The sequence below is a fragment of the Stenotrophomonas sp. TWI377 genome (assembly GCF_039674525.1).
GTDB lineage: Bacteria > Pseudomonadota > Gammaproteobacteria > Xanthomonadales > Xanthomonadaceae > Stenotrophomonas.
In genome coordinates this window covers 54917-70312 of the sequence record NZ_JBDJNT010000004.1, presented here as the reverse complement: position 1 = coordinate 70312, position 15396 = coordinate 54917, and the positions used below count along the sequence as shown (strand labels likewise).

Sequence of the window (15396 nt, the reverse complement as noted above, 5' to 3'; positions counted from 1 at the left end):
TGGCCCGCATTATCCTCCCGCCGTGGCGGGAGGGGTCAACCAGGGCGGTCAGGAGGCCTTTTTGACGGCCTTCTTCACGGCTTTCTTGGCCACCTTCTTGGTGGCCTTCTTCGCCGTGGCCTTCTTGGCAACCTTCTTCACCGCAGCCTTCTTGGTGGCGGTCTTCTTGGTCGCTTCGCCAGCGGCAGCCTTCTTGGCCGGCGCCTTCTTGGCAACGACCTTCTTGGCGGCTTTCTTGCCGAAGCCCTTGCGCACCGGCTTGCCGGTTTCTTCCATCAGCGTCTGCACTTCGGCCAGGGTCAGCGAGGCCGGCTCGCGATCCTTCGGGATCTTGCCGTTCATCTTGCCATCGCTGATGTACGGGCCGAAGCGACCATTGAGGACCTGGATCTCGCTGCCCTCGAACTCCTTGATGATCCGGTTGCGCGCGATCTCTTCCTTCTCTTCGATCAGGAACACGGCGCGGGCCAGGTCGATGGTGTACGGGTCGTCTTCTTTCTTCAGCGAGGCATAGGTGCTGCCACGCTTGGCGAACGGACCGAACCGGCCGATGCCGACGCTGACGTCCTCGTCCTTGTCCTGGCCGAGCGCACGCGGCATCAGGAACAGCTCCAGCGCGTCTTCCAGGGAGATGGTGTGCATCGACTGGCCGGGGCGCAGCGAGGCGAACTTGGGCTTGTCCTCGGCGTCCTCGGCGGTGCTGCCGATTGCCGCGTACGGCCCGAAGCGGCCCAGCCGCACGCTGACCGGCTTGCCGGTCTTGGGGTCGGTGCCGAGCTCGCGCGCGCCACTGGCCTCGGCGCGATCGACCGATTCGTTCTTTTCGCCGACCAGCTTGTGGAACGGTTCCCAGAACCGCGCCATCAGCGGGATCCAGTCCTCCTCGCCACGCGACACCGCATCGAGCTCGTCTTCGAGCTTGGCGGTGAAGTCATAATCCACGTACTGGGTGAAGTGGCTGGACAGGAACTTGGAGACCGCGCGGCCGACGTCGGACGGGCGGAAGCTGCGGCCCTCCATCTCCACGTACTTGCGGAACAGCAGGGTCTGGATGATCGAGGCATAGGTCGAGGGGCGGCCGATGCCGTACTCCTCGAGCGCCTTGACCAGCGCCGCTTCGGTGAAGCGCGGCGGCGGCTGGGTGAAGTGCTGTTCGGCCAGGATGCGATCGAGCGGCACGCGGTCGCCGGGCTTCATCGCCGGCAGCTTGCGGCCTTCATCGTCGTCGTCGGCACTCTTGTTGTCCTTGCCTTCCTCGTACACGGCCAGGAAGCCGGGCACGACCACGGTGGTGCCGCTGGCGCGGAACACATGCTCGCTGCCGGCCGACAGGTCCACGCTGACGGTGTTGAGCGTGGCCGGGATCATCTGGCAGGCGACGGCGCGCTTCCAGATCAGCTCGTACAGCTTGCGCTCGTCATCGGTGAGGAAGCGCGCCACCTGGGCCGGGGTGCGCAGCGCCGAGGTCGGACGCACGGCTTCGTGCGCTTCCTGGGCGTTCTTGGATTTGGTCTGGTAGGTGTTGGGCTGGTCCGGCAGCGAGCCGATGCCGTAATCGCGTGCGATCACATCGCGGATTTCGGCCAGCGCGTCCTGCGAGAGGTTCACCGAGTCGGTACGCATGTACGAGATCAGGCCGACGGTGCCTTCTTCCTCACCGATCGCCATGCCTTCATACAGCTTCTGCGCGACCTGCATGGTCTTGCGCGTGGTGAAACCGAGCTTGCGCGAGGCTTCCTGCTGCAGCGTGGAGGTGGTGAACGGCGGCGCCGGGCGACGCTTGCGCTCCTTGCTGACCACGTCGGTGACGTGCAGGGCGCCCTGGGCGGCCTGCTGGATGCGCAGGCGCGCGGCCTCGGCGGTATCGCCGTCGGTCACGGTGAACTGTTCGAACTTCTGCCCGTCCAGCTTGATCAGGCGCGCATTGAAGTGCTGCGAAGGATGCGCGCACAGCGCATCGATGCTCCAGTACTCGCGGGCGATGAAGGCTTCGATCTCTTCTTCGCGCTCGACGATCATGCGCAGTGCCGGGCTCTGCACACGGCCGGCGGACAGGCCGCGCTGCACCTTGCGCCACAGCACCGGGGACAGGTTGAAGCCGACCAGGTAATCCAGCGCGCGGCGCGCCTGCTGGGCATCGACCAGGTCACCGGCGATTTCGCGCGGGTGGCCCATCGCTTCCTTGATGGCGCGCGGGGTGATCTCGGTGAAGACCACGCGCTGCATCGGCTTGTCCTTGACCAGCCCGCGCTCCTTCAGGATCTCGGCGATGTGCCAGCTGATCGCTTCACCCTCGCGATCCGGATCGGTCGCCAGGAAGATGTCGTCGGCGCCCTTGGCGGCCTTGACGATGGCATCGACGTGCTTTTCGTTCTTCTCGATGAGGTCGTACCGCATCGCGAAGTTGTTGTCGGGGTCGACCGCGCCTTCCTTGGGCACCAGGTCACGCACATGCCCATACGAGGCCAGGACAGTGAAGTCCTTGCCGAGGTATTTGTTGATCGTCTTGGCCTTGGCGGGCGATTCGACGATGAGCAGGTGCTTGGGCATGGCGTCAGGATTCTATGGGCAGGGCCCCGGGGAGGGCCGCTAGGGTGGAGCAAATGGCCGCATTAGTGAAGCGGCGCGGGCGATATACATAAACCGAACGCCCGGGGGTGGGCCGGGCGTTCAGCTTTCTGCCTATTAGTGGAATCACGCCGGGCCCGCTCATGTCAAGCGGCCCGGTGTGAGGATGGCTCGGATCAGGACATCGAGGCGATCACGCCGATCATCGCGATCATCACGCCGAACAGGGCGACCACGGCCAGTGCGGCGATCACCAGGATCACGATGGTGACCGTGCCCAGGCCGCGCTGCTGCAGCTCGGGGTGCTCGGTGAAGGCCCACTTGTCCACCACCAGGGTGTCGCACATCATGTCGTGCAATGCCTGCTTGCGCTCGGTGAAGGCGGCCATGATGAAGCCGATCATCAGGATCAGGCTGCTGACGATGGTTGCCAGGTAGCGGCAGAAGGCCCGCAGGAAGCTGATCCGCTCGCCATTGCCGCGCACGACCTTGATGCCGACGGCCATCTTGCCCAGCGTGGCGCCACCGCGCGAGGCGTGGAAGCCGGCGTAGTAGCCGATGCTGATCACCATGCTGAGCAGCATCACCACCAGCGTCAGCGCGACCTGTACGCCTTCGTTGCCCGAGCCGGCGCCCATCACGTTGATGATCATGCTCAGCGGCAGGGTGACCACGGTGAGCAGGATGTAATCGATGAAGTAGGCGGCGTAGCGCTTCCAGAAACCGGCATAGACCACGTCCTGGCCATGGACCACGGCCGTGTTGGCGTAGCCGGTGGCCGCGGCAGGCGCGGTGTACGGCGAGTAGGTGCCGCCACCGGTGCCCGGCAGTGGCGCGGTGCCATTGTCGATGGCGGTGTAATCCCCGCGCAGGTCGATGCCGCTGCCGAGATTGCTGGCGGCCGCGGCGAGATGCTGCAGCTGCAGCTCATCGACGGCCTCGGACAGTGGCGCCCACTGCGCGAACCCTTCGCGCCACACCAGCGTGGCCAGGGTGATGTCACCGCGCTGGAAGCGCTGGCGCATCTCCTCTGCGCTCAGCGGCCCCTGACGTTCCTGGCCATCGGCGAAATACCACTCAGTCATTGCTTCAATCCCCTGTTGGGTGCATCCATGGACATGTGTCCGTTATCAGCCGCGGCATTCCAGCGGCAGGTAGGTATCGTCGGGCTCGCCGCTGCATTCCCACTGCCCGGCACCGTTGTAGTCCAGCCACAACAGCTTGCCGTCCAGCGCGGCATTGCCGGGCACGGTGAGCTCGGCTTCCACGCCGCAGTGGCCATTGTTGAAGCGGCCGATCCGCACGGCGTTGATCGCGCCGTCGGCGTAGGCTTCGGCCGGCTGGAAGCCCTCGTCATCGTTGACCGGGCAGCGGCCATGTGCGCTGTGGAACCCGGCCACCGCGAGTTTGACCGGGGCCAGCGTCACCAGTGCTTCACTGGTTTTGGCCCGCGCCACATAGTCCCGATAAGCGGGCAGCGCGAACGAGGCGAGGACCGCGCCGACGATCAGCACCAGCACCACGATCACGGCCGCAACGATGCCCACGATCGCGCACCCGCTCAATCCCTTGCGGGGTGGGGGAACGGCGGTGGGGTTGGCGGGGGACACGGGGGTGACGGGGGTGACGGGAACGCCGGGCGCGGCGGGCAGCGCCGGTGGCACGGCGGGGCCGGGAACCGGCTCTGCCACCACCTCGACGGCGGGGGCGATGTCCAGGCCGATCTCGGCCGCCACGGTTTCCAGCGGCTGCCACTGGGCCATGCCGTCGCGCCAGACCAGCGTATCCAGTGCGATGCGGCTGGAATGGTAGAGCGCGATCAACTCGTCAGCAGGCAGCGGACCGCGCTGCTGACTGTTTCCTTCTGCAAAGAACCACTGGTCCACCGGCCCGCTCCTGAATGCGCAAGGCGCTCAGTGTAAGGTCAGTGAAGCGGTTCCGGCTCGTCCACGAACATCTGGGTTTCCATCCAGGCGTACGCGGCCTCGGCCCCGGGCTGGTTGAACAGCACCATCAGCACGACCCACTTGAGGTCGTCCAGGTCCAGTTCGTCCTGGTCCAGCGCCATCGCACGGTCGAGCACCAGCTCACGCTGGCTGGCATCGAGGATGCCGTGCTGCTCCAGGAACATCAAAAAGCCACGGCCTTCCACGTCGAGCTTGTCCAGCTCGGGCCCATGGAAAATGCGCACCGGGCCATTGACGCGGCCCAGCACCACGGCCGGGCGCTGCTCGGCGAGCGCGTCCAGCCAGTCAAAGGCTTTGTTGATCTCGGTGGGGCTGAAGCCGGCCTGGATCAGGCCGTTCTGGAGGGAGTCGCGGTCGCGGATGAGGTCCGCGTCTTCGCTGAAATAGTGTTCGAACAGGTACAGCAGGACATCCAGAATGCTCTCTTTCATTGCCCCTCGGCCTGCGTCAACGACGCTGTGGAGGTGAAGAAACTAGGGTTTTCGACAGTAGCGACCATAGGCGGCCATTACCTTTCCATCCAGTTCCATGACCAGCAGCATGGCCGACAGCTGGGCCGCCGTCAATCCGCTGCGCTGGATCAATGAATCCATACCCGTTGGGTCATGATCCAGGGCTTTCCACAAGCACTGGTAGTCCGGGTCGGTGTAGGAAGGGGCGCGCTCGGGCGCCGGTCGTGCCTGTTCAGTGGGGGCGTCCAAGCGGGTTCGCAAGGCCCCGGCCAGGGTCTGGGCGAGCGCGGCCAACCCGGCGGTCACCTCGGCCGGCGTCTCCACCAGCGCTGCGCCCTGCCGGATCAGCCGATGGCAGCCGCGGGCGCGGGGATTGCGGATCGAGCCGGGCAGGGCGAACACCTCGCGGCCCGCCTCGGCCGCGCAGCGCGCGGTGATCAGGGCGCCGGAGCGCTCGGCGGCCTCGATCACCAGGGTGCCCAGGCTGAGCCCGGCGATGATCCGGTTGCGTGCGGGGAAGTGCGCCTGGGTTGCCGGCATGCCTGGGGCGTACTCGCTGACCACCGCGCCGGTGGCGGCAATCCGTTCATGCAGCGCGGCATGCCGGGGCGGATAGGTCTGGTCCAGGCCGGTGGCGACCACGGCCACGGTCATGCCCCCGGTCACCTGCAATGCGCCGTCATGGGCGTGGGCATCGACCCCGGCCGCCAGCCCGCTGATGACCGACCAGCCCTCGCCGGCCAGCGCGGTGGCGAAGGCATGCGCGTGCTCGCGGCCGCCGGCAGTGGGCGAGCGGCTGCCGACCACCGCCACCGCCGGGTGCCAGAGCCGCGCCGGGTCACCGTCCACGAACAACGCCACGGGCGGTTCCTCGATCTGGTTGAGCAGCGCCGGGTAGTCCGGATCGGTCACGCCGAGCAGGTGATGGTGCTCCTCGGCCAGCCATGCCAGGGCCTGTGCCAGGTAGCGTTCGTCCGGCAACGCGAGCCGGGCGCGTTGCGCTGGAGTACAGCCGGCGGCCCGCCAGGCGGTCGGGCCGGCCCGCAGGGCGGCCGCCGCATCGGAGAACTGGCGCAGCAGGCGCAGGCGAGGCGGCAGCGCGCCCCCGGCCAGGACCAGGGTGAGCAGGGCGGTGGAGGCGGCAAGGCAGGGAATGGGCATCCCGATACCCTGGCCCGGAAATGACGACGGCGCCCTAGGGCGCCGTCGGATCGCAGGGTAGGACTCCGCCGCGCTTACTGCTTATCCGGATGCAGTGCCGAATAGCCGACCCTGACCGGCTTCACGCCTTCCATCACCAGCGCGTAGCTGACGTTCTCGAACGTGCGGAAGACCATCGCATGGGCGGCGTACTCGTCCGGCAGGGTGACCCGGCCGGCACCGCTGGTCAGCGAATCGTCCATCCGCGACGAGTTCGGGTAATCCATGCGGTGGGCCACATGGCGGCCCTGGCGCCACAGCGAGAACACGGTGCCGTTGTCGACCCCGTTGGCACTGCCGGCGGAGATCGCGATCACATCGCGCGGGCCGCCGGAGGTGAAGGTGTCGGCGACGGCCAGCACGCGCACGTCCAGATCGACGGCCTGCGGCGCGGGCACATGCGGTACGAACTGCAGGTCGTACGGGCGGGCCTCGACCGGAACCAGGCGGTCACCGGCGCGGACTTCACGGCCGTCCACCTGGCCCTGCAGCACCAGCGAGGTCACCTCGACACTGCCGTTCTGTACCCGGCTCACCGTGCCGACGTTGATCTGGGCCAGTTCGTAGCCCAGCGTCTGGTGCCGCTTGCTCGGCACGATGAACGTCTTCCAGAGGTTGCCGCTGCCGGGCGTGGTATCGCCGCGGGCATTGAGGTCTTCGGTCGGCTTGGGCAGGGCGTACTGCACCGTCGGGCGGACCACCGCGTAGCGCTGGCCGACCTGGGCGTTCTCCAGGCCGCGCACATAGGCAGTCTGGCCGGTGGTGGCGCGCAGGCGGTTTTCTTCCAGATTGACCACGTAGGGCAGCGACTTGACCTCGTCGACCACGCTCAGCTGCTTCAGGAAGGGCTCGACCTGCTCCAGCGGGACGCCGTTGATCGGGGCCTCCTGGCGCGGGCCGGGCTGGGCCACGACGCGGTCCAGATAGGCCAGGCTGAGCACGTCACCCGGGTAGATCAGGTGCGGATTCTTGACCTGCGGGTTGGCCTGCCAGATCTCCGGCCACAGCCAGGGCTTCTGCAGGAAACGCGCCGAGATGTCCCATAGCGTGTCCCCTTTGCGCACGACATAGGTATCCGGGTGCCCGCCATTCATTTCCACGGCGGTAGCATAGGTAGCGACGGTCAGCATCGCCACGGCGACGACCGTACGAGTTCGTTCAAACATAGATGTGGTGCCTGATTCCCCAACAGGTTCGCGCACTATAGTCCAGAAACCGGGGCGCGGGGCAAGCGTTGGCGATAGAATCTCGCTGTACGCCGCTTCGACCGGCGCCCCCTACCGGTATTTGCCATGGCCCTCCTGCCCATTCTCGAATTTCCCGATCCGCGCCTGCGTACCAAGGCTGCGTTGATCGATGCTGCCGACGTGACCACGCCGGCGTTCCAGACCCTGATCGATGACATGTTCCACACCATGTACGACGCCCCGGGCATCGGCCTGGCCGCCAGCCAGGTGGACGTGCACAAGCGCTTCATGGTGATCGACGTCAGTGAAGAGAAGGACACCCCGATGGTGTTCATCAATCCTGAGATCGTCGCCAACGAAGGCGGCCAGGTCTATCAGGAAGGCTGCCTGTCGGTGCCGGGCATCTTTGCCGACGTTACCCGCGCCAACCAGATCACCGTGCGTTACCTGGATCGCCACGGCGTGGCCCAGGAACTGACCACCGACGGCGTGCTCGCTGTCTGCGTGCAGCACGAGATGGACCACCTGGACGGCAAGCTGTTCATTGATTACCTCTCGCCGCTCAAGCGCGAGATGGTGCGCAAGAAGCTGGCCAAGCAGCGCAAGCACGTTGCCTGAGGTGATTGCAGCGACCGCCGCGCGGGATGACCGCGCGACGTGTCCTGTCGCGCGGCGCCGCACATCGGCGCCGTTTTACGTTCTGTTAGTGGGGTCGCCATGAAGATTGTCTTTGCCGGTACGCCGGCGTTCGCCGTGTCCTCGCTGCGTGCCGCAGCCCGCCACCATGAAGTGGTCGCGGTGTACACGCAGCCCGATCGCCCCGCTGGCCGTGGCCGTGGCCTGGCCCCGTCGCCGGTCAAGCTGGAAGCGATCGCACGTGGCATCCCGGTGTTCCAGCCGGAGAGCCTCAAGACCCCCGAAGCCCAGCAGCAGCTGCGCGACCTGGCGCCGGACCTGATGGTGGTGGTGGCCTATGGGCTGATCCTGCCCAAGGCGGTGCTGACCATTCCAACCCACGGCTGCTGGAACGTGCACGCCTCGCTGCTGCCGCGTTGGCGCGGTGCCGCGCCGATCCAGCGTGCGATCCAGGCCGGCGATACCGAAACCGGTGTCTGCCTGATGCAGATGGACGCCGGGCTGGATACCGGCCCGGTGCTGCTCAAGCAGCACATCGCGATCGGCGCCAACGACACCGGCGGTCAGCTGCACGATCGTTTGGCCGCCTTGGGTGAGCAGGTGCTGTCCGATGGCCTGGGCCTGCTGCGGGCCGGCATCAAGCCGATCGCGCAGCCGCAGCCCGAGGCCGGCGTGACCTATGCGCACAAGCTGGACAAGGCCGAAGCCCGTCTGGACTGGGCGCAGGACGCCCACGCGCTGGCACGCACCGTACGTGCGTTCAATCCGTGGCCGATCGCCGAGGCGATGCTGGCCGGCGAACGCGTCCGCATCCATGGCGCGATCGCGCTGGATGACAACCAGGGCAAGGCCCCGGGCACGCTGCTGGCCGCCTCGCGCGACGGCATCGACATCGCCTGTGGCCAGGGTGCGCTGCGCCTGCGTGTGCTGCAGCGTGAGGGCGGCAAGGCGATCACCGCCGCCGACTACCTCAATGCCCGTCGCGATCTCGGCATGGGTGCCTGACATGACCAACGCGCGTTCCGGCAAGCCTGCAGGCCCCTACACCGCCCATACCGCCCCCGGCGTGCCCACCCGCGTGCTGGCCGCGCGCGTGCTGGCCCAGGTGATCGGCCGCGGCCGTTCGCTCAAGGCCGAACTGGCCACCGCCTTGCCGACCCTGGACGACAGCCGCGACCGCGCGCTGCTGGAGGCGCTGTGCTTTGCCGTGCTGCGTCGCCGTGCCGCGTATGACGCCGCACTGGCGCAATGGATGCCGCGGCCGCTGGGCGTGCGCGAAGACGAACTGCGCGCGCTGCTGCTGGTCGGCTTCGCCCAGCTGGACGCACTGGAGCTGCCGGCGCACGCCGCGCTCTCGGCCACGGTCGACGCTGCGCGTGCGATGGGCCGTGATCGCCAGGCCGGCATGGTCAATGCGCTGCTGCGCCGCGCCCAGCGCGAAGGCATTCCGCCGCTGCCGGCGCGCGATGCCTTCCCGCTGTGGATGGCCGAGAAGATCGAACAGGATTGGCCGGACGAGGCCGACGCGGTGTTCACCGCGAGCCTGCAGGCCGCGCCGCTGTGGCTGCGGGTCAACCGCCAGCACAGCACTCGTGAGGCGATGCTGCAGCAGTTGGCGGCAGCCGGTATCGAGGCTGAAGCATCGCGCGTGGGTGCCGATGCGATCCGCCTGCCAGTGCCGGTCGCGGTCTCCGCGCTGCCCGGGTTCGCCGATGGCGCGCTGTCGGTGCAGGATCTGTCTGCCCAGCAGGTGGCCGATGCGCTGGCGCCGCGCCCGGGTTCGCGGGTGCTCGATGCCTGCGCCGCGCCGGGCGGCAAGGCTGCCCATCTGCTGGAGCGCGATCCGACCCTGCGACTGCTGGCGTTGGACATCGATGCGCGCCGGCTCAAGCGCATCAGCGAAACGTTCGCACGCACCGGCGTGGGCCAGAACGCGAAGGTGCTGGCGGGCGATGCAACCGATCCGGCCAGCTGGTGGGACGGGCAGCTGTTCGACACCATCCTGCTGGATGCGCCCTGTTCGGCCACCGGCATCATCCGCCGCCAGCCGGATGTGCTGGCGCATCGCCGCGCGACCGACATCGAGGCGCTGATGGCCTTGCAGGCGCGCCTGCTGGATGCCTGCTGGACGATGCTTACCCCGGGCGGAACCCTGCTGTATGCGACATGCTCGATCCTGCGCGATGAAAACCAGTTCCAGGTCGAAGCCTTCCTGCAGCGCACCCGGGATGCGGGCTTCCTGCCGCTGGGAGAGGCGTATGGCCACGATTCCTGGGCCGGGCGCCAGCGCCTGCCCGGTGAGGACGGTGCTGACGGCTTCTTCTATGCACGTCTGCTAAAGAAGGGTTGAACCGAACCCGGCTAGAATCCCGCCCCATGCTTAAAAACCGCGCATCCCGAGAGTTCTGGCTGCTTGCCCTGATGGCCCTGCTCGTTCTGGGGGCCGGCCTGGGCATGCGTGATCCGTGGCCCTCCGACGAGCCCCGGTTCGCGCTGGTCGCCAAGCAGATGGTGGAGAGCGGGGACTGGCTGTTCCCGCATCGGGGCACCGAGTTGTACTCGGACAAGCCGCCGATGCTGATGTGGTCGCAGGCCGCGCTGTACTCGCTGATCGGCGACTGGCGGGTGGCCTTCCTGCTGCCCTCGCTGCTGGCCGCGCTGGGCACACTGGCCTGCGTCTATGACCTGGGCCGCCGCCTGTGGACGCGGCGGGTCGGGCTGTACGCCGCCTGGGCGCTGCTGTTCGCGCTGCACTTCACCTTCCAGTCCAAGAAAGCCCAGATCGATCCGCTGGTGGTGGTCTTCATCACCCTGGCCAACTACGGCCTGCTGCGGCATCTGCTCAGTGGCCCTGCGTGGCGCTGGTGGTGGCTGGGCTGGTTCGCCGCCGGGCTGGGGGTGATCACCAAGGGCGTGGGCGTCATCGCATTGCTGATGATCGTGCCGGCCGCCGTGGCCTCCGTGCTGGGCTGGCCGCGGGTCAAGCTGCATGTCCGCGACTGGCGGTTCTGGGTCGGGCCGCTGGCCTTCGTGCTGGCGATCGCCCTGTGGCTGGTGCCGATGGTGGTGACCGCACTGGGCAGTGGGTCGGCCGAGTACCGCGCCTATCTGGACGACATCCTGTTCCGGCAGACCGCCAAGCGCTACGCGCAATCCTGGGATCATCATCAGCCATGGTGGTATTTCCTGGGTACGATGCCGTCGATGTGGATCCCGGCCTTCCTGGCGATTCCCTGGGCGATCCCGGCCTGGCGCCGGCGCCTGCAGCGGCGTGATGCGCGCTACCTGCTGCCGCTGGTGTGGTGGTTGTTGATCGTGCTGTTCTTCTCGATCCCCAACGGCAAGCGTGACGTCTACATCCTGCCGGCGCTGCCCATGTTCTGCCTGGCGCTGGCACCGCTGCTGCCGGGGCTGCTGCGCAAGCGCACCTTCCAGTGGCTGCTGGGCGGCTTCGTGGCGCTGCTGGCTGCCGGCCTGCTCGGCATCGGCATCTCGATGCTGCTGGGGCAGCCGGGCTTCGAGCGCAAACTGATTCTGGATCGCGGCATCGACACCGCGGTGACCTCCGGCCTGGGCTGGGTCGCGGTCGCGTTGGGCTGCTGGGCGGTGCTCACCCTGTGCATCGCCGGCGTGCGCCGCTTCCATCTGGCCGTGGTGGCGACGCTGACCATGGCCTGGGTAGCGTTCGGGCTGATCGGCTACCCGCTGTTCAATGACTCCAGTTCCGCCCGCGGCCTGATGCTGCAGGTCGGTCAACGCATCGGCCCGGAGGCCGAACTGGGTCTGGTCGCCTGGAAAGAACAGAACCTGCTGATGGCCGACCGTGAGGCCGCCACCTTCGGGTTCAACCGGCGTTGGGACCGGCAACTCGCCGACGGAGTCGCCTGGCAAGCCGCACAGCCGCAGCAGCGTTGGCTGCTGGTCCAGGAGGACGCGCTGCTGGCCTGCGTGGACCGCACCAGCGCCGAACTGGCCGGGGTCGCCAACCGTCGCCGTTGGTGGTTGGTAAGGCCGGGCGACATCCACGGCCCGTGTGTGGCCAGTGCCGAAGAACAGGCGCGCGAACGCGCGCTGCACCGGATCGACGGCGATGAGTGAATTCTGTAATGCTGGCCGCCTCCTCGGGCGGATACCGCAGGTCCGTGGGCGCCGGTCGCGTCCAGTGCAATCACGGGCGTGCATGCCTGCGTGTGGCAATCGAGGTTGGCAATGACGTTCTCCGCTGCATCCGAGCCGGCCACGCCCGTTTCCCTGCCGCCGCTGCAGGGGCGTGCCGGTGTGGCCCATTGGATCGCCACCGTGGGCCTGTTCTGCATGCCCGCGCTGGTGCTGACCCTGCCCCAGAACCTGTTGCCCTACGGCATCCTGTTGCTGCTGAGCACGCTGCTGGCGCCGGATTACCTGTGGCGCGCGCGTGGCCTGGCCGGGCAGCCGGTGAAGGCCCTGACCTGGCTGGTGGTGGCCGCGATTGCCTTTGCGCTGCTCTCGATCTATCTGTTCGAGCAGGGCCTGCGCGACATCGACAACCGCTCGCGGTTCGTGGTGATCCCGTGGATCGCCCTGTGGGTGTGTGCACTGCGGCCGGACATCCGCTGGCTGTGGGGCGGGGCGCTGGCCGGCCTGCTCGGCACCATGGTGCTGTCGATCCTGCAGGTGGCCGGCGGCGCGCCACGCGCTGATCTGAGCACCAACGCGATCGTGCTGGCCGACATCGTGCTGGTGCTGATGGTGCTGCTGGTGTTCTGCCGGCCGCACCAGCGCTGGACCTGGGTGATCGTGGGCATGGTCGCCGGTTGCGTGACCATCGTGCTCAGCGGCAGCCGCGGCGTCTGGCTGGCGCTGTTGGCACTGCTGGTGGTGATGGCGATGAGCCTGCGCTGGCGCACCGGCCGCGCGCGCCTGGGCGTGCTGTTGGCGCTGGTGGCGATCGCCGGCACCTTGACCCTCACCATCCCGAGCCTGCGCGAGCAGGTCCGCCTGACCGAGCTCAAGCACGACGTGGTGCGGATGGAGCGCGGTGACAGCGACTCCTCCGCCGGCGCGCGCGTGGAGCGGCTGCAGGTGGCCTATGAAACCTTCCTCGATCACCCGCTGACCGGCGTGGGGATCGGCCATTTCGACAGCGCCATGCAGCGCCTGCCGGTGTGCCGGGATGATCCGAGTGAGCAGCGTTGCCATCTGGGCCACGCGCACAACGATCTGGCCGAGTGGGCCGCGACCCAGGGCGCGCCGGGCCTGCTGTTGCTGCTGGCCATCTACGGCGTGCCGCTATGGGTGTTCACCGGCCTGCACCGGCGCAGCGGCGAGCAGACCTTCCGTGGTCCGGCGGCCGCCGGGATCATGGTGGTGGTGACCTATGTGCTGTGCGGGATCACCCAGTCGATGTTCGCGCATCAGATCACGGCCAGCTTCTACGTCACCATCGTCGGCCTGCTGGCCGGGCTGTCGATCGTCCAGGGGTACACGCGGCGCCTGGCGCTGGCGTCGGCCGGGGCTCAGGCGCCGGGCTGATCCCGCGGCGGGTCGGTGACTGGCTGCCCGTTCTGCAGCATCCACAGCATGATGGTCTTCTGGCGCACGTAATTGGCGCGTACGTAGGCGTAGACCAGGCCGTGCCAGCCATCGCGGAAGCCGCCACGCAGCAGCAGCCCGCGCCAGAACCGCCACGCCGGCGCCAGGATCAGTTTGGGCAGGGTGGCGCGCTTGCCGCGCGCGAACTCGTGCTCGGCCATCATCCGCGCGTAGCGCTGGGTCTTGAGCAGCTGCTGCTCCAGCGAGCGGTAGGGGTAATGGATCAGGTCGCCGCGCAGGGTACCCACCGCACCATCGACGCTGGCCGCCTCATGGATCTCACGCTTGCCGCGCCAGCCGCCATGGCGGCGGTCGAACAGGCGCAGGACCCGGTCCGGGTAGGCATTGCCATGCTTCAGGAACTTGCCGAAGTACGCGGAGAGCCTTGCGAACCGGTAGCCATGGTGGCCGGCGAAGCCGTTGGCCTGGGCGGACAGGATCGCCTCGCGCAGGGTGTCGCTGATGCGCTCGTCGGCGTCCAGGCACAGCACCCAGTCATGCGCGGCCTGCTCGACGCAGAACGCCTTCTGGCTGCGGAAGCCATCGAACCGGCGTTGCAGCACCCGCGCCCCGGCGGCCGTCGCGATCGCCACGGTGGCATCGGTGGATTGCGAGTCCACGACGACGATCTCGTCGCAGAAGGCCAGCGAGGCCAGGCAATCGCCGATGCGGTCGGCTTCATTGAACGCGATAATGCAGGCCGAAATGCGAGGCCGTTCAGTGGGAGCGGTCGAGGAGGACATGATGGCCGAGTACCTGCTGTTTGCGACGGAGCGTTATGCGCTGCCCATTCTCGCCCCTCTGGCGCAGGCGTTGCACGCATCCGGTCAATCGGTGTCGGCCTGGTTCGCCGATGGCGCCGCCGGGGCCTCGCTGCCCGGCGTGCCCAATGTGGCCCTGAACGAGGCGCTGACACTGCGCCCGCGCGCGGTGTTCAGCGCCGCCAACTGGGTGCCGCCGTTCATCGCCGGGGCCAAGGTGCAGGTCTTCCACGGCTTCAACGTGCAGAAGCGCGACAGTGCCCGCGGCCACTTCCGGGTGCGCGGTCTGTTCGATCTGTACTGCACCCAGGGCCCGGCCACGACCACCCCGTTCCGCGAGCTGGCCGCGCGCGAGGGCCACTTCGCCGTGGCCGAGACCGGCTGGCCCAAGCTCGATCCGCTGTTCCGCGATGACGGTGGCTTGAGCGCCGGATTGCGCGTGCCGGCACAGGGCCGCCCGGTGATCCTGTTCGGCTCGACCTTCACCGAGCGGCTGAGCGCCGCGCCGCATCTGTACGAGCAGATCGCGGCCGATATCGGCCGCGGCGAGCACTACTGGCTGCTGACCCTGCACCCCAAGTGCGCCCCGGAGCTGTTCGAGCGCTACCGCGCGCTGGCCGGTGCGCATGCGCGCTTCATCGAGCCGGAACAGGTGATGGCCGCGCAGCGCGCCGCCGATGTGCTGGTCTCGGATACTTCCTCGATCGTCTCCGAGTTCATCGTGCAGCACAAACCGGTGGTGACCTTCCGCAACCGGGTCCCGCAGCCGCACATGATCGATTTCGACGACGCCACCCAGCTGCCGGCGATGCTGGCCCAGGCGTTGGATCCAGCGCCCGCCCTGATGGCCGAGATCCGCCGGTACGCGGACACCATCCATCCGTTCCGCGATGGGTATTCCTCCGAGCGGGTGATCGCTGCCACCGAGGATTTCCTGTCCGGTGAACTCGGCGCGCTCAAGCGCAAACCGTTCGGTGCGTGGACGCGCGGCCTGCAGATCCGCAAGGATCTCGGGTACTGGGGGCCGGCGAAGCGGTAGCGTCACCAGGTAGAT

General features: G+C 67.8%; 13 protein-coding genes. 6 read left to right on the top strand and 7 right to left on the bottom strand.

Annotated elements, in window-relative coordinates; translation table 11 throughout:
• Positions 1 to 48: 48 nt before the first annotated feature.
• The 6 genes from ABE546_RS05985 to ABE546_RS05960 all read right to left on the bottom strand — a co-directional run bounded on the left by ABE546_RS05985 (position 49) and on the right by ABE546_RS05960 (position 7353).
• Positions 49 to 2550, bottom strand: coding sequence for a DNA topoisomerase I (locus ABE546_RS05985; RefSeq protein ID WP_346462936.1), 2502 nt, complete (start codon positions 2548 to 2550; stop codon positions 49 to 51).
• Between the two features lie 194 nt (positions 2551 to 2744).
• Positions 2745 to 3653 carry an RDD family protein gene (locus ABE546_RS05980; protein WP_313209051.1) on the bottom strand — a complete coding sequence of 303 codons (909 nt, stop codon included), beginning with the start codon at positions 3651 to 3653 and terminating at the stop codon, positions 2745 to 2747.
• Positions 3654 to 3698: 45 nt separating this feature from the next.
• Positions 3699 to 4454, bottom strand: a complete 756-nt coding sequence (locus ABE546_RS05975; RefSeq protein WP_346462935.1) for a pilin — start codon at positions 4452 to 4454, stop codon at positions 3699 to 3701.
• Between the two features lie 38 nt (positions 4455 to 4492).
• Complete coding sequence (locus ABE546_RS05970; protein ID WP_088433666.1) at positions 4493 to 4966, bottom strand: DUF494 family protein; 474 nt, start codon at positions 4964 to 4966, stop codon at positions 4493 to 4495.
• A 42-nt stretch (positions 4967 to 5008) separates the two neighbouring features.
• Positions 5009 to 6148, bottom strand: coding sequence for a DNA-processing protein DprA (gene dprA / locus ABE546_RS05965; protein WP_346462934.1), 1140 nt, complete (start codon positions 6146 to 6148; stop codon positions 5009 to 5011).
• Positions 6149 to 6222: 74 nt separating this feature from the next.
• Complete coding sequence (locus ABE546_RS05960; RefSeq protein WP_346462933.1) at positions 6223 to 7353, bottom strand: LysM peptidoglycan-binding domain-containing protein; 1131 nt, start codon at positions 7351 to 7353, stop codon at positions 6223 to 6225.
• A 126-nt stretch (positions 7354 to 7479) separates the two neighbouring features.
• Here ABE546_RS05960 and def point away from each other — a divergent pair, with 126 nt between their 5' ends.
• The 5 genes from def to ABE546_RS05935 all read left to right on the top strand — a co-directional run bounded on the left by def (position 7480) and on the right by ABE546_RS05935 (position 13521).
• Positions 7480 to 7992, top strand: coding sequence for a peptide deformylase (gene def, locus ABE546_RS05955; protein ID WP_121040274.1), 513 nt, complete (start codon positions 7480 to 7482; stop codon positions 7990 to 7992).
• A 99-nt stretch (positions 7993 to 8091) separates the two neighbouring features.
• Positions 8092 to 9015: a methionyl-tRNA formyltransferase gene (gene fmt / locus ABE546_RS05950; RefSeq protein WP_313219500.1), complete on the top strand. Its 924-nt coding sequence runs from the start codon at positions 8092 to 8094 to the stop codon at positions 9013 to 9015.
• Position 9016: 1 nt separating this feature from the next.
• Entirely contained in the window at positions 9017 to 10360 is a 1344-nt protein-coding gene (gene rsmB / locus ABE546_RS05945) for a 16S rRNA (cytosine(967)-C(5))-methyltransferase RsmB (RefSeq protein WP_346462932.1), read from the top strand.
• A gap of 26 nt (positions 10361 to 10386) precedes the next feature.
• Positions 10387 to 12108 carry a glycosyltransferase family 39 protein gene (locus ABE546_RS05940; RefSeq protein ID WP_346462931.1) on the top strand — a complete coding sequence of 574 codons (1722 nt, stop codon included), beginning with the start codon at positions 10387 to 10389 and terminating at the stop codon, positions 12106 to 12108.
• A 111-nt stretch (positions 12109 to 12219) separates the two neighbouring features.
• Positions 12220 to 13521 carry an O-antigen ligase gene (locus ABE546_RS05935; RefSeq protein ID WP_313209059.1) on the top strand — a complete coding sequence of 434 codons (1302 nt, stop codon included), beginning with the start codon at positions 12220 to 12222 and terminating at the stop codon, positions 13519 to 13521.
• Here the strand turns inward: ABE546_RS05935 and ABE546_RS05930 are convergent.
• Entirely contained in the window at positions 13506 to 14324 is an 819-nt protein-coding gene (locus ABE546_RS05930; protein WP_313209060.1) for a glycosyltransferase family 2 protein, read from the bottom strand. The two genes, ABE546_RS05935 and ABE546_RS05930, sit on opposite strands and share 16 nt — an antisense overlap.
• Here ABE546_RS05930 and ABE546_RS05925 point away from each other — a divergent pair.
• Positions 14323 to 15381 carry a CDP-glycerol glycerophosphotransferase family protein gene (locus ABE546_RS05925; RefSeq protein WP_346462930.1) on the top strand — a complete coding sequence of 353 codons (1059 nt, stop codon included), beginning with the start codon at positions 14323 to 14325 and terminating at the stop codon, positions 15379 to 15381. The genes ABE546_RS05930 and ABE546_RS05925 overlap by 2 nt on opposite strands.
• Positions 15382 to 15396 lie beyond the last annotated feature (15 nt).